At 70.8% G+C, this 16,692-nt stretch carries 14 protein-coding genes; 4 read left to right on the top strand and 10 right to left on the bottom strand.

The window, feature by feature from the left end:
* Window positions 1-28: 28 nt before the first annotated feature.
* The 3 genes from ACWED2_RS36145 to ACWED2_RS36135 all read right to left on the bottom strand — a co-directional run bounded on the left by ACWED2_RS36145 (window position 29) and on the right by ACWED2_RS36135 (window position 4,371).
* Window positions 29-535: an RloB family protein gene (locus ACWED2_RS36145; RefSeq protein ID WP_449695012.1), complete on the bottom strand. Its 507-nt coding sequence runs from the start codon at window positions 533-535 to the stop codon at window positions 29-31.
* A gap of 65 nt (window positions 536-600) precedes the next feature.
* Window positions 601-1,800: an AAA family ATPase gene (locus tag ACWED2_RS36140; RefSeq protein ID WP_449695011.1), complete on the bottom strand. Its 1,200-nt coding sequence runs from the start codon at window positions 1,798-1,800 to the stop codon at window positions 601-603.
* 84 nt (window positions 1,801-1,884) lie between these two features.
* Window positions 1,885-4,371 (bottom strand): DNA translocase FtsK, encoded by a 2,487-nt coding sequence (locus tag ACWED2_RS36135; protein WP_449695010.1) that lies wholly within the window; start codon window positions 4,369-4,371, stop codon window positions 1,885-1,887.
* A 208-nt stretch (window positions 4,372-4,579) separates the two neighbouring features.
* On the opposite strand from ACWED2_RS36135, the gene ACWED2_RS36130 reads away from it, so the two are divergent.
* Window positions 4,580-5,395 carry a lysophospholipid acyltransferase family protein gene (locus tag ACWED2_RS36130; protein ID WP_449695009.1) on the top strand — a complete coding sequence of 272 codons (816 nt, stop codon included), beginning with the start codon at window positions 4,580-4,582 and terminating at the stop codon, window positions 5,393-5,395.
* Window positions 5,396-5,428: 33 nt separating this feature from the next.
* Window positions 5,429-6,043: an NAD(P)H:quinone oxidoreductase gene (gene wrbA / locus ACWED2_RS36125; protein WP_449695008.1), complete on the top strand. Its 615-nt coding sequence runs from the start codon at window positions 5,429-5,431 to the stop codon at window positions 6,041-6,043.
* 43 nt (window positions 6,044-6,086) lie between these two features.
* Here wrbA and ACWED2_RS36120 read toward each other — a convergent pair whose 3' ends face one another.
* The 3 genes from ACWED2_RS36120 to ACWED2_RS36110 all read right to left on the bottom strand — a co-directional run bounded on the left by ACWED2_RS36120 (window position 6,087) and on the right by ACWED2_RS36110 (window position 7,989).
* A complete protein-coding gene (locus tag ACWED2_RS36120) occupies window positions 6,087-6,581 on the bottom strand; it encodes a hypothetical protein (protein WP_449695007.1) in 495 nt (164 codons plus the stop codon).
* A gap of 139 nt (window positions 6,582-6,720) precedes the next feature.
* Window positions 6,721-7,320 (bottom strand): hypothetical protein, encoded by a 600-nt coding sequence (locus ACWED2_RS36115; RefSeq protein WP_449695006.1) that lies wholly within the window; start codon window positions 7,318-7,320, stop codon window positions 6,721-6,723.
* A 36-nt stretch (window positions 7,321-7,356) separates the two neighbouring features.
* Entirely contained in the window at window positions 7,357-7,989 is a 633-nt protein-coding gene (locus ACWED2_RS36110; protein ID WP_449695005.1) for a hypothetical protein, read from the bottom strand.
* A gap of 171 nt (window positions 7,990-8,160) precedes the next feature.
* On the opposite strand from ACWED2_RS36110, the gene ACWED2_RS36105 reads away from it, so the two are divergent.
* Together ACWED2_RS36105 and ACWED2_RS36100 are read left to right on the top strand one after the other, a co-directional pair.
* Window positions 8,161-9,108 (top strand): EamA family transporter, encoded by a 948-nt coding sequence (locus ACWED2_RS36105; protein WP_449695004.1) that lies wholly within the window; start codon window positions 8,161-8,163, stop codon window positions 9,106-9,108.
* Between the two features lie 77 nt (window positions 9,109-9,185).
* Window positions 9,186-10,559, top strand: a complete 1,374-nt coding sequence (locus ACWED2_RS36100) for an amino acid permease (protein ID WP_449695003.1) — start codon at window positions 9,186-9,188, stop codon at window positions 10,557-10,559.
* On the opposite strand, the gene ACWED2_RS36095 is transcribed toward ACWED2_RS36100, so the two are convergent.
* The 4 genes from ACWED2_RS36095 to ACWED2_RS36080 all read right to left on the bottom strand — a co-directional run bounded on the left by ACWED2_RS36095 (window position 10,513) and on the right by ACWED2_RS36080 (window position 16,589).
* On the bottom strand, window positions 10,513-12,156 hold the full coding sequence (locus ACWED2_RS36095) for a VWA domain-containing protein (protein ID WP_449695002.1): 1,644 nt from the start codon (window positions 12,154-12,156) through the stop codon (window positions 10,513-10,515). The genes ACWED2_RS36100 and ACWED2_RS36095 overlap by 47 nt on opposite strands.
* Before the next feature lie 142 nt (window positions 12,157-12,298).
* Window positions 12,299-13,996 (bottom strand): ribonuclease J, encoded by a 1,698-nt coding sequence (locus tag ACWED2_RS36090; RefSeq protein WP_449695001.1) that lies wholly within the window; start codon window positions 13,994-13,996, stop codon window positions 12,299-12,301.
* Window positions 13,993-15,006 carry a 4-hydroxy-tetrahydrodipicolinate synthase gene (dapA, locus tag ACWED2_RS36085; RefSeq protein WP_449695000.1) on the bottom strand — a complete coding sequence of 338 codons (1,014 nt, stop codon included), beginning with the start codon at window positions 15,004-15,006 and terminating at the stop codon, window positions 13,993-13,995. Before dapA ends, ACWED2_RS36090 begins: the two co-directional genes overlap by 4 nt.
* Before the next feature lie 101 nt (window positions 15,007-15,107).
* Window positions 15,108-16,589, bottom strand: a complete 1,482-nt coding sequence (locus tag ACWED2_RS36080; protein WP_449694999.1) for a serine/threonine-protein kinase — start codon at window positions 16,587-16,589, stop codon at window positions 15,108-15,110.
* Between the last annotated feature and the right edge of the window lie 103 nt (window positions 16,590-16,692).

The raw sequence follows: 16,692 nt of genomic DNA, 5'->3' as shown, positions 1-16,692 counted from the left end.
GAACGAACCGGGCCGGGGTTGCACCGGCTCAGAGGACCTTCTTCACCAGGGCCCAGACTCCGGTCGCGGGATTGTGCTCGTGTTCGGTGGTCAGGGCGTGGCCTGCCTTCAGGGCCCGCTCGACGGCTGCTTCGACGCCGCTTGCGTAGTCCGCGAAGTCCAACGCCGACTTGTCGTACCCGGGCACGTGCTTGCGAAGCCGCTTGGCCACGTCCGAGTAGCAGATCAGAGGTGCGGCGCAGGCTTCGAAGTGGAGCAGGAGCCAGTATTCGAAGCACGGGTTCGAGACCGCCAGGTTGACCCGCGCCCGGCGAGCCGTGACGACCGCCTTCGCCACGTCGAACTCGTCGACGTCGACGACGCACCAGACCTCGTCATAGCTGTGCGCGGCGGTATCTCGCAGGCTGGCCGCGTGCCGCACGACCGTGCAGGGATCGGCAGGCTTCGCCTTCACCTTGATCGTCACCGCTGGGTTGCGCCTGGCCTGCTTGAGGCCCTGGAAGTAAGCCGGCTCGGTCGCCTCCGCCCCACACACGACGAGCAGACACGACCTCGGTTCGCGGAAGGCGGTTCGCCGGCGACCGCTGTTCTCTCGCCGCGTCATCCGTGGCCGACCGCCTCCGTGAAGTCACCCAATACGGGCACGGCACCGTAGCTCCCCGCCAGGTAGCGCCGTTCCGTGTTCTGGTCCTTCCGTGGCTTGAAATCGGTGAGCGGGTAGAGGCGGCTCTCTCCTTCGGCGCCACGGTCGACGAACCAGATCTGATCCCGATCGAGTACCTGCTCGCCGAGCATGGTGCCGAGCAAGCTGGTGTCGTGCGTGGTGAAGACCAGCTGGGCACCTTTGGTGTTGACCTCGGCATCTTGGAAGAGCCCGACGAGCTTCGCGGTCAGGAGCGGATGCAGGCTGGCGTCGATCTCGTCGACGAACAGGACGAGACCGCCGTCCAGCGCCCTCAGCACCATCGGAAGCAGACCGATCCAATTGCGTGTTCCGGACGACTCGTCGCCGAAGTCGAACGGCTCGCGGGCCGCCCCGTGCAGCAGCTTCAACTCCAGATCGAACCGCCCGGAGTGGCGGCGGTCCACCACCACGTCCACGATCCCGACGTCGGCCACCCGGAGAAGCGCGATCATCCGCTCCCGCACCTCCGGATTTCGCAGCAGGTAGTCGCCGACCCTCCACTGCACGAACTCCGGGTCGGGCGACGGGCCGTCGAAGCCGCTCGCCAGCACTCCGGCCTCGAACCACCGGTAGACCGGCATCAACGGCCCCAGTTCGAGGCGATCGCACACGCTCAAGAACAAGACGGTCGGGCGGATCAGTTCTTCCAGAACCTCGAGCTTGGCTTTGAGATCAGCCACCGTGCTGCCGAATTTGATCGCGCCCCGATCGCGTTCGAAGACGACTCGTTTCCGCTTTTCGGGGTAGGCGTAAAGCCACTCCTCCAGGATCTCGCTTCCCCGCAGGAGGAACCCGTAGGTGTACTGGGTGCCTTCCGCGATCAGCTCGAACACGAAGGTCGACGGCCGGTCCGGCGACTGCCGGTCGAGCCGGAACGGATCTTGCAGGGCCACGATGTCGTGCCGGTTCGTGGCATCCGGGAGGTGCCTGTTCAGCACGGCCCATCGCACCAGGGTGATCCCCTTGAACAGGTTCGACTTGCCGGAAGCGTTGGCCCCGTAGATGGCGGCCACCGGCACCGCCGGCCGCTCGTCACCGGGCAGCGCGGGCATGAGGAGCAATTCCTGCTCGTCCCGGAACGAGCGATGGTTGCCCAGACGAAAGCTCTGCAGCACCCTGACCACCTCCCTGGCGATGCTTCAAGCCGATCTGTACCAGTAAACCGCACAGAACGGCTCGAAGCACCGGCCAGGGCTCAGTTACTCGTCGTCGTCCCCGGCGTCGGCGTCCACCGGGCCGCCGCCGCGGATCATGAAGAGGACCGACTCCAGCTCTTCCGGCTTGATCAGGACGTCTCGCGCCTTCGAGCCCTCCGACGGGCCCACCACGCCGCGGCTCTCCAGCAGGTCCATCAGCCGCCCGGCCTTGGCGAAGCCGACCCGCAGCTTGCGCTGCAGCATCGACGTCGAACCGAACTGGGACGTCACGATCAGCTCCGCCGCCTGCAGCAGGACGTCGAGGTCGTCGCCGATGTCCGGGTCGATCTCCTTCTTCTCGCCCGCCTTCGCCGCCGTGACGCCGTCCTGGTACTCCGGCTGCGCCTGTTCCTTCGCGTAGTTGACGACCGCGGCGATCTCCTCGTCGCCGACGAACGCGCCCTGGATGCGGACCGGCTTGCCCGCGCCCATCGGCAGGTACAGCGCGTCACCCATGCCGATCAGCTTCTCCGCGCCCGGCTGGTCCAGGATCACCCGGGAGTCGGTCAGCGACGACGTCGCGAAGGCCAGCCGCGAGGGGACGTTGGTCTTGATCAGGCCGGTGACGACGTCCACCGACGGCCGCTGCGTCGCCAGGACCAGGTGGATGCCCGCCGCACGCGCCTTCTGGGTGATCCGGACGATCGCGTCCTCGACGTCGCGCGGGGCGGTCATCATCAGGTCGGCGAGCTCGTCGACGATCGCCATGATGTACGGGTACGGCCGGTATTCGCGCTCCGAGCCCGGCGGCGCGGTGATCTCGCCCGAGCGCACCTTCTTGTTGTAGTCGTCGATGTGCCGGACCTTGTTGACCTGCATGTCCTGGTAGCGCTGCTCCATCTCCTCCACCAGCCAGGCCAGCGCGGCGGCCGCCTTCTTCGGCTGGGTGATGATGGGCGTGATCAGGTGCGGGATGCCCTCGTACGGCGTCAGCTCGACCATCTTCGGGTCGATCAGGATCATCCGGCACTCGTCCGGCGTCGAGCGCGCCAGCAGCGACACCAGCATCGAGTTGACGAAGCTCGACTTACCGGAACCGGTGGAACCGGCGACCAGCAGGTGCGGCATCTTCGTCAGGTTCGCGGTGACGAAGTGACCCTCGATGTCCTTGCCGAGGCCGATCACCATCGGGTGGTTGTCCTTGACCGTGGTCGGCGCGCGCAGGACGTCTCCCAGGCGGACCATCTCGCGGTCGGAGTTCGGCACCTCGATGCCGACCGCGGACTTGCCGGGGATCGGCGCCAGCAGGCGGACGTTGTCGGTGGCCACCGCGTAGGCGATGTTCTTGGTCAGCGCGGTGATCTTCTCGACCTTCACCCCCGGGCCGAGCTCGACCTCGTAGCGGGTGACCGTCGGGCCCCGGGTGAAGCCGGTGACCTGCGCGTCGACGTTGAACTGCTCCAGCACGCCGGTGATCGCCTCGATCATGGCGTCGTTGGCCTTGCTGCGGGACTTCGGCGCGTCGCCGAGCTTCAGCAGGTCGGGCGGCGGGAGCTGGTAGTCGCCCTCGACCGTGCGGGTGACCGCGAGCGGCGGTTCCGGGGCCTTCTTCGGCTTCTTCTCGACGGCCTCGGGTGCGGGCTTGGGCTTGGGCGGCTTGATCGGCGTCGGTGCTTCGGCCAGCATCGCGTCGATGTCGAGCTGCTCGAGCTCGGCGTCGCTGGCCTGACGTCGCCGGGACGGCTTGCGCAGCCGCGCGGCCTTCGGATCGGCGTCGGTGACCTTCTCTTCGTCGGTGGCGAAGCCCGAGCGCTGCGCCTCGGCTTCGGCGAGCTCCTCCTCGTCGAGGCCCCAGTTGCGCAGCCGGTGCGGGATCTCGCGGACCGGCGTGCCGGTGAACACGAGCACGCCGAAGAACAGGGCGAGGATCAGCAGCGGGACGGCGACCCAGGTGGTCACGCCCATGGTGAGCAGGCCGCCGGAGAAGGCGCCGACGATGCCGCCGGCGTACATCCGGCCGTCGTTGGTCTCGGGCAGCGCGGTGAAGATGTGCAGCATCCCGAGCACGGACAGGACGACCATGATCGTGCCGACCACCATCCGCGGCCGCGTCTCCGGGTGCGGCTCGGACCGCATCAGCGCCACGGCGACGACAACCAGCACCAGCGGCAGCGTGACGGCCCCGGCGCCGAGGACGGTCCGGGTGGCGATCTCCACCCCGGTGCCGATCGGCCCGGCCGCCCGCCACCAGACGCCGACGGCCGCGACGATGCCCAGGCCGATCAGGCCCAGCGCGAGCCCGTCGCGGCGGTGTTCCGGCTCGAGCTCGCGGGTGCGGCCGACTGTGCGGGCCAGCGTGCCCAGGCCCTTGGCCAGCAGGTTCCAGGTGCCGCGGACGCCCTTGCCGAAGATCCCGGGCGTCTTGCGGCGGGCGCGTGGCGCGGGTTTGCGAGCGGCCGGGCGTGCCTTCGCGGGTGTACGCGGCTTACGCGCCGCCGCCCCCTTCGCGCCGCTTCCCGTGCTTCTCTTCCTCGTCGCCGACCCAGCCATACCGTTCACGGTAACCGGCCGTGGTGGTTCGTCCCACGCGCCACTCTCGGCCCAGGGTGAACTTCTGCCTCACATCCGGGGTGGAGCGGCCATCCGGGTGAACCGGCTCGAGCGCCCCAAGACGGCCCTGGGGCGCTTTGCCCGGCGAGGTGAACCGATCCGGCCAGTGCGCAAACGGGTGAAATCGGCGTCTGCCATGCTCTGCCCCATGGTCGCGCTGAACTCCGACAACACCGCTCGCCGGGCGCCCGCCATCTGGCGGACCATGCTGAACATCGACCGCGGGCTGGTGAACCTCGTCGGGCGGCTCACGGTCACCGGCCGGGTGCCCGCGCAGCTGCGGGGCAAGCCGCTGCTGATGGCTGCGAACCACATCGGCGTGTTCGACGCGTTCGTGCTGATGGCCGCGTGCAAGCGGATCGGCATCAACCCGCGGTTCATGCTGGCCGGCGGCATCCTCGACGCGCCGGTGATCGGGCCGGCGCTGCGGGTCAGCGGGCACCTGCGGGTCGACCGCAAGCACGCCGGGACCGCCGTCGGGCAGTTCGCCGAGGCCGTCGAGGCGATGAAGACCACGCGCGAGCCGATCATCGTCTACCCGGAGGGCCGGATCAGCCACGACCCGGGCCTGTGGCCGGAGCGCGGCAAGACCGGCGCGGCGCGGCTGGCGCTGGCGGCGGGCGTGCCGGTGATCCCGATCAGCCAGTGGGGCGCGCACGAGGCCGTCTACTGGGGTACCGAGACCGTCAACGGCCCGGCCGACCTGATCCCGCTGGCCCGCTCCGGGCTGAGCGCGCCGCTGCGCCGGCCGCGGTTCCGCGTGCACTTCGGCGACCCCGTCGACCTGTCGGACATCGACACGCAGCGCCCGGGCGCCGGGGTGCGCGCGCACGCGAAGATCATGCAGGCCATCACCGACGGCCTCGTCCCGCTGCGCCGCGACGAACTCGACCGGCCCAGGTTCCACGACCCGACGCGGCCGACCGACACGGTCAGCCCCTGGAAGCCGCCGTCCGTACTGTGAGACACCCCCGCGGGCGGCCCTAGAGTCGGCGACGTGAGCATACGGATACTCGTCGTCTACTACAGCTCGACCGGGAACACCGCCGGCCTGGCCGAATCGCTCGCCGCGGGTGCGCGCGAGACCGGGGCCGACGTGCGGGTGCGGACCGTGCCCGAGACCGTGCCCGCCGAGGCCATCGCGCGGAACCCACGCTGGCAGGCGTGGGTGGACTCGGGCCCGCACCACGAGCTCGCCACCCTCGCCGACCTCGAGTGGGCCGACGGGCTCGCCGTCGGCAGCCCGACCCGCTTCGGCGGCCCGGCCGCCCAGCTCAAGTCCTATTTGGACAGCACGGGTGGCCTGTGGGCACAGGGAAAGCTGGCGGACAAGGTGGCAACGTCGTTCACGACGGCGTCCACCGCCCACGGCGGCCTCGAGTCGACGCTGCTGGCGATCAACAACGTCTTCTACCACTGGGGTGCGATCGTGGTGCCGCTCGGCTACACGGACCCGCATCTGAAGGAATCCGGCAACCCGTACGGCGGCTCGTTCGTTTCCCGCAAGTCCGCGGCGCCCGACGATGTCGCGCTCGACGCCCTGCGCCTGCAGGGCCGTCGGCTGGCGACGATCACCACGCACGTCGCCACCGGGCTGAAGCGCGCGGAGTGAGGAGCCCGGGTGCCGCCGCAACGGCGGCACCCGGACGTCCGGTTCAGCGCCGGGCCGCGCGGCGGCGCAGCACCCAAGCACCGGCTGCACCCATCAGGGCGACCGCCCCGCCCGCGACGAGCGGCGTGGCGCCGGAGTCGTCGTCGGCCGGGCCACCACCGGTCTGCGGCGCACCCTGCGGCTTCACCGCCACCTGCGGCGCGGACTTGGGCTTGGCGGGCGTCCCGACGGTGAAGGCACGCAAGAGTCCGCCGAAGCCTTCCGTGTGCTCGATGCAGGACAGGTTGGCGTGGTATCTCCCCGGCCGCACCCCGTTGAACGTGAAGGACTGCTTTTTCCCGTCCGCCTTCATGACGTGGTAGTCGATCCGCTCCTGCCCGTCGGCCAGGCCGATACCGACTTCAGCCTTGACGCCGCTGTTGACGCACGTCGCCGTGATGGTCACCGTGCTCCCCGACACCGTGATCAGCATGGATGTCGGGTCGCCCATCATCCGCGCTTCCGCAGCCGAAGCCGCGACCGGCGACAGCAGCGCCAACCCGGCAGCCACACCCACGGCGGCAGCAATTCTTCGCATGACTTTCCCCTCCCAGGATTCATCGCACGCCGAATACGTGCGCGAATTGAACAAATCGCGGGGCCCCCGGACCCCCACCTCAAGAAACCCGGACTTCGGTTCAGCGTCGGGCCGCGCGGCGGCGCAGCACCCAGGCCCCGGCACCGGCCGCACCCACGAGGGCAACCGCACCGCCCGCGACGAGCGGCGTGGCGCCGGAGTCGTCGTCGGCCGGGCCACCACCGGTCTGCGGCGCACCCTGCGGCTTCACCCCGACCTGCGGCGCGGGCTTCACCGCCGGCTGGGCCGGTCGGGTCGACGGAGCCGGTTTGGCGGGCTTCCCGACGGTGAAGGGCCGGATGCCGCCCGGGTGGTCGCCGGGTCCGCCTTCCTGGCAGAACATCACGGCTTCGTAGTTCCCCGGCCGCACCCCTTTGAACGTGAGGGAGTAGCTCTTCCCGTCCGCCTTCATGACATTCCAGTCGAGCGGCTCGTGCCCATTGTGCACGCCATAACCCGCTTCGGCCTGAACACCGCTGGCAACGCACGTCCCCGTGATGGTCACCGTGCTCCCCGAGACAGCGACCTTCATCGACGTCGGCGTGCCCGTGGGCGTTTCCGCGGCCGACGCCACTACCGGCGACAGCAGCGCCAACCCGGCGGCCACACCGACAGCAGCAGAAATTCTCCCCAGCATTTTCCCCTCCAGAATTTGTCGCACGATGAATACGTGCGCGAATAGAATTTCTACGCCAGATCAATCGCGGGCGCGCCGACGGCGCAACACCAACGCACCGGCACCGGCCGCACCCACCAGGGCGACCGCACCACCCGCGACGAGCGGCGCGGCGCCGGACCCGTCCTCGGCCGGGCCACCACCGGTCTGCGGCGCACCCTGCGGCTTCACCCCGACCTGCGGCGCGGGCTTCACCGCCGGCTGGGTCGACGGGGCGGGCTTGCCGGGCTGCGCGGGCTTGCCGACGGTGAAGAACCGATTGACGGCGGCGAAGTCCTTGTCGGCCGTGTCGCAATAGACCTCAGCGCGGTAGTCCCCCGGCCGCACGCCCTTGAACGTGATGGAATGCTTGTTTCCGTTCGTCGCCATGAACCCACCGCCGAGCACCGCGTCACCCGAGCGGGCGTAGTATTGCGCTTCAGCCGGGACACCGCTGGCGACACACGTGGCGGTGACCGTCACCGTACTTCCCGACACGGCAACATTCACCGATGCCACATTTCCCGTGGGCACTTCCGCAGCCGACGCCACGACCGGCGACAGCAGCACGAAACCGGCGGCAGCACCCGCGGCAGCAGCAATTACACGCAACATTTTTTTCCCTCCAGGATTCTTCGCACGACGAAGAGGTGTGCGAATTAAGAAGAAACTCATTCCCCGCCGGATCAACCGCGGGGCCCCCTGTTTCTTGCGACATCCGGAAGACGTCCACCCGCAGACCCGGTTGCCACCCGAAAGTAACGAAACAGACTCGGCACCCCCGCGGCCCGGGTAACCGGAAAAACAGCTTCGGTGGTGACCCCGGGGCCATCTAAAGTCGCGACGGTGACCACTGAACTCCCCGTCCTCGCGCCGCCCCGCGTTGCCCACCGGGGCCGCGGGACCGTCTACGTCCTGCTCGCCGCGCTGTTCTTCAGCACCTCCGGCACGCTCGGCAAATCAGCGATGTCCGCCGGGATCACCCCGGAACAGGTCGCCGCGGCGCGGATCGCGCTGGCCGGTGCCGTGCTGCTCGGCGGGGTGGCGCTGGTGGCGCCGCGGAAGCTGCGGGTGCGCCGGGCGGAGCTGCCCGTGCTGGCCGGGTACGGCCTGCTCGGCGTGGCCGGCGTGCAGCTGCTCTACTTCGTCGCCGCCGGGCGGATCCCGGTCGGGATCGCCATCCTGCTGGAGTTCGTCTCGCCGGTGCTCATCGCGCTGTGGGTGCGGTTCGTGCGGCGGCACCGGCTGCCGCGGGCGGTCTGGGGCGGTATCGCGCTGGCCATGGCCGGGCTCGCGCTGGTCGCCCAGGTCTGGGAGGGCGTCACGCTCGACGGGCTCGGCCTGCTGGCCGGCTTCGGCGCGGCGCTGTGCTCGGCCGGGTACTTCCTGCTCGGCGAACGCGCGGTGGCCGACATCGACCCGCTCGGCCTGGTCACCTGGGGCATGGTGATCGGCGCGGTCGCGATCAGCTTCGTCGCGCCGCCGTGGACGTGGCCGGCCGGGCTCCTGGGCGTGCCGGTCGAGTTCGGGGCCTGGCACCCGCCGGTGTGGCTGCTGCTGACCCTGCTGGTGCTGGTCGCGACGGTCCTCGCGTACGTCTGCGGCATTTCGTCGCTGCGCCACCTGCCCGCCTCGGTGGCGAGCGTGCTCGGGCTGGTCGAACCGGTGATCACGACGGCCGCGGCGTGGCTGCTGCTGGGCGAGCAGCTCGCCTGGCCGCAGCTGCTCGGGTCGGCGATCCTGCTGGGCGGTGCTTACGTCGTGCAGCGGAACTCGGCGCTCCTCACCCACTGAGCTTGCGCAAATCCTGCACCCGGCGGTCCGTGGGTGAGAAAATTCCGCGATCCACGTTCCCCCGGGGAGGAAGCACCTTGACGACCGAGTCCGGGCTGCGGCCCGACCTGCGGCAGCGGCACGTCCGGATGATCGCCCTCGGCGGCATCATCGGCGCGAGCCTGTTCATCGGCAGCGGCGCGGTGATCCACACCGTCGGCCCGGCCGCCGTTCTCTCCTACGCCATCGGCGGGCTGCTCGTCGTGCTGGTGATGCGGATGCTCGGCGAGATGGCGACGGCGGCGCCGTCGCTGGGCTCGTTCATGGAGTACGCACGCGACGCGCTCGGCGGCTGGGCGGGCTTCACGATCGGCTGGCTGTACTGGTACTTCTGGGTCGGCGTGGTCGCGTTCGAGGCGGTCGCGGGCGCGAAGATCCTGCAGGGCTGGATCCCGGGCGTGCCGCAGTGGGTGTTCTCGCTGGCGCTGATGCTGCTGCTGACGGCGACGAACCTGGCGTCGGCGCGCTCCTTCGGCGAGACGGAGTTCTGGCTGGCGTCGGTCAAGGTCGCCACCATCGTGGTGTTCCTGCTGCTCGGGACGCTGTTCGTGCTCGGGCTGTGGCCGGACGCGCACTTCTCGGTGGGCAACATCGGCCTCGACGGCTTCGTCGCGAACGGCCCGTTTTCGGTGGTGCACGGCGTGGTCATCGTGATCTTTTCGTACTTCGGCGCGGAGATCGTTACGATCGCGGCGGCGGAGTCCGACCAGCCGGAGACGGCGGTCCGCAAGGCGACTTCGACGATCGTCTGGCGCGTGATCGTGTTCTACGTGGGATCGGTGGCCCTGCTGGTGATGATCACGCCGTGGCGCGAGATCCCGAGCGAGACGAGCCCGTTCGCGGCGGCCTTCGGCCGGTTCGGCGTCCCGGCGGCGTCGACGATCGTCTCGGCGGTGGTCCTGACGGCGGCGCTGTCGGTGCTGAATTCGGGGCTGTACACGGCATCCCGGATGCTGTTCGCCCTGCGGCGCCACGGCTGGGCCCCGGCGTGGATCGCGGACACGAACGGGCGCGGCGTGCCGTGGAAGGCCATCCTGGCCTCGACGTCGGTCGGGTACGTGGCGGTGGTGATGAGTTACGTGTCCCCGGACAAGATCTTCTACTTCATCATCAATTCGGCGGGCGCGGTGGCCCTGTTCGTGTACGCGATCATCTGCGGTTCCCAGCTCCGGATGCGACGTTCTCTCGAAGCCTCGGCGCCGGAGAAGCTGAAGCTGCGGATGTGGGGCTACCCGTGGCTGAGCTGGCTCACACTGGGGCTGACGCTCGCGGTGGTGGCATCGATGCTGTTCGTGGACGCCGACGCGCGGGCGCAGCTGTACCTGAGCTTGGTCAGTCTCGCGGTGATCCTCGGCGTCTACGCCCTCATCCGCCGGCGATCCGGGACAGGGCCCCGAAAAACACGTCCGTGATCTTCGCCGGGTCCGGGGCCACGAACGCCTGGCCGCCGGTCGCCGCCGTCAGCTGGTCCAGTTCTGTCTTGTCCGCGTCCGGGCCGATGCCCACGCCGATCAGGGGGATCGGGCGGCGGGGGTCCTGCAGCTTGGCCAGCTCGCCCAGCAGCTCCTCGCGGGAAATGCCGTGCGGGTCCTCGTTGCGGCCGTCCGTCATCACGATCACCAGGTTCAACCGGCCCGGCTCCCACTCCCGGCGGGCCGTCCGGTACGTGTCGAGGACGCTGTCGTAGAGCCCTGTTCCGCCGTCCGGGGTGGCCTTCACCTGGTCCAGCTTCTCCAGGGCTCCGCTCGCCAGGTGCTGGGCGACCGAGGCCATCGGGAGCAGCTCGCGGTAGTCCTTGTCGCCGTCCAACCGGGTCGAGAACGCCAGCATCCGCAGCTGGGTCGCGGGTTTGAACAGGTGCATCGCCTTCGCCGCCGCCTGCATCGTCACCTGCATGCGGTCCAGGCCCGTTCCCGGCACCTGCGCGTTCATCGAGCCCGACACGTCGACCAGCACCTGCACCCGCGCGCTCAGGTTGACGCCCGCCCACTGGTTGAGCAGCTCGTCGACCTCCGGCGCGGGCGGGAGGTTCGCCGCGCGGATGCCCTGCGGCAGCACCCTCGGGTCGTCGGGGTGGTCGCGCAGGGCCTGGCCGCCCGCCGCGCGCAGGCCGGTGCGGGCGATCGCGTCCGCTCCCGCGTCGCCGAGCACCGCCTCGCGCAGCGCCTCGACGATCGGCTGCTGCTGCGGGGTGATCCCGCCCAGCTGCGCGAACGGGTAGTCCAAGGTGGGCACCGCCGTCGAGTAGACGGCGACGAGCGGGGACTTCGAGTCCTCGACGTTGTGGCGCAGCAGGGAGTTCTCCGACGCGGGGAACGCCGTCACCGCGGCCGTGCCGCCGCCGTCGCTCGAGCCCGGCAGCCGGGCGATCAGCTCCGTCTCCGCGCCGAGCGTGTTGGCCGAGAAGCGCCGCAGCGTCGCCACGTACGCGGCCGAGGGCTCGGGGGCCGCCTGGGTGCTGTCCCGCAGCCCGAACAGCGCCAGCGTGCCGACCGCGTCACGGGCCGGGTCGGACATCCCCGGGACGGTTCCGGGCGCGGCCAGCACGTCGGCCCAGGAGGGCACCCGCTCGGGCCAGCCGAGGCCCTTGACGACGTCCGCGGCGACCGCGAGCACCACCGGCGAGCTCGCCACCGACGCCCCGGTTTCGGGGACGTCGGCGGCGCCGAGCTGGCGGGCGCGGCGCAGCGCCAGCGTGGAGTCCGGCACCCAGATCTGCGGGCGCGGGCCGCCGTCCGAGATGGCGAGCCGCTCGGCCGCCTGCGTCGCTTCGCGCGTCTGGATTTCGACGCTGCCGCACTGCAGGTTCAGACCGCGCGCGACGAGCGACAGCGCCGGCGCGATGTCCGGCGACGCGGTGACGAGCACCTTCGCGGGCTGCTCGCACGACGGCCGGGCACGCACGGTCGTCACCGTCGCCCACGCGGCGGCTCCGAACAGGAGCACGAGACCGGTCGCGAGGGCGGGCACGAGCAGCCTGCGTCGTCTACCGTCCGAATGACGTCCCATCGGCGCGGCCTCTCTGCGCGAGGCGGGGTGGGATCAAGGTTATCCCGCAGCGAACCACCCACACGTGCGCCGGACGGCCTAACAAACCGTGCGGGCCGCACCGAGGAAGTCCCTCGATGCGGCCCACACGGACGGATCAGGTCTAGACCGGGATGACCGTCGGGACGATCATCGGGCGGCGGCGGTACGTGTCGGCCACCCAGCGGCCCACCACGCGGCGGACCGCCTGCGCGATCCGGTGCGTGTCGGTGATGCCCTCGGCCTCCGTGCGCGCCAGCTCCATCTCCACCAGCGGCACGACGGCGGCGAGCGCCTTCGGGTCGTCGGAGAAGCCGCGGCCGGACACCGTGGGGCTGCTGACCGCGCGGCCGGTGCTGGAGTCCACCGCGACGCTGATCGAGATGAACCCGCCCTCGCCGAGGACCAGCCGGTCCGACAGCGTCGACTCGCCGACGTCGCCGACCGAAAGGCCGTCGACGTACACGTGCCCCACCTCGACGCGGCCGGTGCGGGACGCCTTGCCGTCGACCAGGTCCACGACCACGCCGTCCTCGGCGATGACCACGTTCTCCGGCGCGACACCCGTGCGGATCGCCAGCTCGCCGTTCGCGCGCAGGTGCTTCCACTCGCCGTGGACCGGCATCACGTTGCTCGGGCGCACCGCGTTGTACAGGTAGAGCAGCTCCCCCGCCGACGCGTGGCCGGACACGTGGACCTTCGCGTTGCCCTGGTGGACGACGTTCGCGCCGAGCCGGGTCAGGCCGTTCACCACGCCGAACACCGCTGTCTCGTTGCCCGGGATCATCGAGCTGGCCAGCACGACCGTGTCGCCCGCGCGGATGGAGATCTGCCGGTGCTCGCCGCGCGCCATCCGCGACAGCGCCGAGAGCGGCTCTCCCTGCGAACCCGTCGAGACGAACAGGACCTTGCTCTCCGGCAGGTTGCTCGCCTGGTCGAGGTCCACGAGCAGGCCGTCCGGCACGTTCAGCAGGCCGAGCTCGGCCGCGATCCCCATGTTCCGGACCATCGACCGGCCGACGAACGCGATCCGGCGGCCGTGCCGCTCGGCGGCGTCGAGCACCTGCTGGACGCGGTGGACGTGGCTGGCGAAGCACGCCACGATCACGCGCTGGTCCACGCGCCGGATGACGTCGTCGAGCACCGGGCCGATGTCGCGCTCGGGCATGACGAACCCGGGGACCTCGGCGTTGGTCGAGTCGACGCAGAACAGGTCGACGCCCTCGTCGCCGAGGCGGGAGAAGCCGGCCAGGTCGGTGAGGCGCCCGTCGAGCGGGAGCTGGTCGAGCTTGATGTCGCCGGTGTGCAGCACCACGCCCGCCGGCGTGCGGATCGCCACCGCCAGCGCGTCCGGGATGGAGTGGTTGACCGCGAAGAACTCGAGGTTGAACGCGCCGACGTCGCGGCGCTCGCCCTCGCGGACCTGGATCAGGTTCGGCCGCTGCCGGTGCTCCTTGGCCTTGGCCGCGAGCAGGGCGTTGGTGAACTTCGAGCCGTAGATCGGCAGGTCCGGCCGCAGGCGCAAGAGGAACGGAACGGCACCGATGTGGTCTTCGTGCCCGTGGGTGAGCACCAGGCCGTCGATGTCGTCGAGGCGGTCCTCGATCGCGCGGAAGTCGGGCAGGATCAGGTCGACGCCGGGCTGGTCGTCTTCGGGGAAGAGCACCCCGCAGTCGACGATGAGCAGGCGGCCGCCGAACTCGAAGACGGTCATGTTGCGCCCGACCTCGCCGATGCCGCCCAGCGCGACGACGCGCAGGGCTCCCTCGGGCAGTGCGGGCGGGGCGTTGGTGGGGCCTGGACCTGGGGGAAGTGAGCTCACCGAGGCAGGGTCCCAACGCTGGTGTGCGAGGTCGGCGCGATGTAGGCCGCTCGCGAATCTGCTTGTGCCACCCGCTCACCATGCCAGTCCTTGGCCGCCGTGTCGCCCAGCGGCACGCCGCCCTGGGCAAGATCACCGGCGATCAGGGCCGTCTGTTCGGTGGTCGGCGCGACGATCGGGAGCCGCGGGTCGCCGATGTCGAAGCCGCGCAGCCGCAGCGCCGCCTTGCTGAACGCGACCCCGCCGACCCGGGACATCGCGCGCAGCACCGGCAGCATGCCGCGGTGGTTGGTGCGCGCGGTGGAGGTGTCGCCGTTCTCGTAGGCGTCGATCATCGCGCGGATCCGGCCCGCGACGACGTGACCGATCACACTCACCACGCCGACCCCGCCGACGGAGATCCACGGCAGGTTCAGGCCGTCGTCGCCGGAGTAGTAGGCGAGGTGGGTGTTGGCGATGACCTCGGAGCCGGCGATGAGGTCGCCCTTGGCGTCCTTGACCGCGACGATCCGGGGGTGCTCGGCCAGCCGCAGCAGCGTGTCGACCTCGATCGGGACGACCGAGCGCGGCGGGATGTCGTAGAGCAGCACGGGCAGCCCGGTGCTGTCGGCGACCGTGGTGAAGTGCGCGTACAGCCCGGCCTGGCTGGGCCGCGAGTAGTACGGGGTGACGACGAGCAGGCCGTGCGCCCCCGCTGCTTCGGCCTGCTTGGCCTGCTCGATGCTGTGCGCGGTGTTGTTGGTGCCCGCGCCGGCCACGACGGTCGCGCGGTCGCCGACGGCCTCGACCACGGCGCGGATCAGGTCCTGCTTCTCCGCGTCGCTCGTGGTCGGGCTCTCGCCGGTGGTGCCGTTGACCACGAGGCCGTCGTTCCCCAGCTCCACGAGGTGCTCGGCCAGCTCCTGCGCCCGCTTCAGGTCCAGCGCGCCGTCGGCGTCGAACGGGGTGGCCATCGCGGTGAGCACGCGCCCGAACGGCCGTCCGGGCGCTGCGGTAGGTGGGTTGGACATGGGGAGACGGTACCTCGCCGGTCCGACGAAAACCGCGTCGACCTGGTCGGCAGCGTCAAGTGCGGAGGATTTCCCGGGGCAGGCCGTTCGTCGCGGAACTTCTACTTGACCTTGGTCACGATCGGGGCGGTGATGGGGCCACCGTCGGCCCGGGCCAGCACGCAGTAGAACTCGCGCGCGGGCTGCTCGCCGGATTCCGTCGGCGTGGCTTCCCACTCCGCCTGGGTGGGGACGAGCGCGCGGTAGGTGAGGTCCGGCCGCTTGGCGTCGGGCACGATCGACGACCGGAACGCGGTCGCGCACGCGGCCTCGGCGCTCGCCGTGAGGGCGGGCTGGCCCGGGTAGGCCGCGATCTTGGCGCCGTCGGAGCTCCAGTTCTCGACCGACAGCAGGTCACCGATCTCGTAGACCTCGAGCGTGTGGCCCTTGTCGCACTCGGCCTGGTTGTCCTTCTGGCTGATGAGCGCGCCGTCCTGGACCGGCCCGTTGTAGCAGCGGTTGTAGTCGGAGATGTCCACGCGCAGCTGCCCGCCGACGCCGTAGGTCATGGTCGCCAGCTTCTGCTTGTCGGCAGCCGGCGTCTCGTACGCCTTGCCGGCGAAGAAGCCACCGATCAGGGCGGCGACGACCAGCACCGCGGCGGCCGTGAGCCACAGCGCGCGGTGGGTCTTCTTCGCGGGCGGCTGCGGCGCGGGGGCGCCGAGCATCGCCGTGCCGTGGGGCGGGGTGGGCCGGATGCCCTGCGCCGTGGTCAGCAGGTTCTGGGCCTGGGCGGCGGTCAGCCGCGCGTCCGGGTTGGTGACGAGCAGGCCGAGGATGGCCGCGGCGATCGGGCCCTGGCCGCGGGTGAGGTACGGGATCTCGGTCATGATCGCGTGCAGCGTCGCGGCGGTGGTCGCCCGCTCGAACGGGATCGAGCCTTCGACGGCGAAGAACAGCGTCGCGCCGAGGGACCACAGGTCGGACGCGGGCATCGCTTCCCGGCCCTCGACGCGCTCGGGCGCCATGAAGGCGGGCGAGCCGACGATCATGCCGCTGGTCGTCAGGCGCGGGTCGTCGACGGCGTGGGCGATGCCGAAGTCGGTGAGCTTCACGCGGCCGTCCGGCGCGACGAGGATGTTCGCCGGCTTGACGTCCCGGTGCACGATCCCGGCCGCGTGGGCGGCCTGCAGCGCGGCGAGCACCCGCTCCCCCAGCTGCGCGGCCTGCGCGGCGGGCATCGGGCCGCGCTGCCGGACGAGGTCGGCCAGGCTCGGGGCTTCGACGAGCTCCATGACGATGAAGGTGGTTCCGCCGTCGGTGACGACGTCGTAGACGGTGACGATGGCCGGGTCGTTGAGCCGCCCGCCGGTGCGCACCTCGCGCAGGGCGCGTTCGGAGAAGACGGCGGCGGACTCGGGGTCGGGCAGCCGCAGCTCCTTGACGGCGACCTGCCGCCCGATGACCTGGTCCTGCGCCCGCCACACGACGCCCATGCCGCCCCGGCCGAGCTCGCCGAGCAGGAGGTAGCGGCCCGCGACGACCCGCTGACCAGGCGTGCTGGGCGCCTGCGGCGGGTAGGGCCGGGTCTGTTCGTCGGTCACGGTGCTCCTTTTGGCGGCGGTCGCGCAGATGCTAGTCCGACCGTCGCCGGGCGCCGCGGGTTCCGCGGAATTCGCGGCACGCACCGGCCGACACGCGTACCCG

It is taken from the genome of Amycolatopsis sp. NPDC005003, from assembly GCF_053600695.1.
The sequence above is the reverse complement of the archived record's forward strand: the minus strand, read 5'-3'. Positions and strand labels throughout refer to the sequence as shown.

Coding starts and splice junctions, on each gene's coding strand:
- ACWED2_RS36135 (WP_449695010.1), bottom strand. CDS start 4,371: ATGGCTGGGTCGGCGACGAGGAAGAGAAGCACGGGAAGCGGCGCGAAG.
- ACWED2_RS36130 (WP_449695009.1), top strand. CDS start 4,580: ATGGTCGCGCTGAACTCCGACAACACCGCTCGCCGGGCGCCCGCCATC.
- ACWED2_RS36110 (WP_449695005.1), bottom strand. CDS start 7,989: ATGAGTTTCTTCTTAATTCGCACACCTCTTCGTCGTGCGAAGAATCCT.
- ACWED2_RS36095 (WP_449695002.1), bottom strand. CDS start 12,156: ATGGGACGTCATTCGGACGGTAGACGACGCAGGCTGCTCGTGCCCGCC.
- dapA (WP_449695000.1), bottom strand. CDS start 15,006: ATGTCCAACCCACCTACCGCAGCGCCCGGACGGCCGTTCGGGCGCGTG.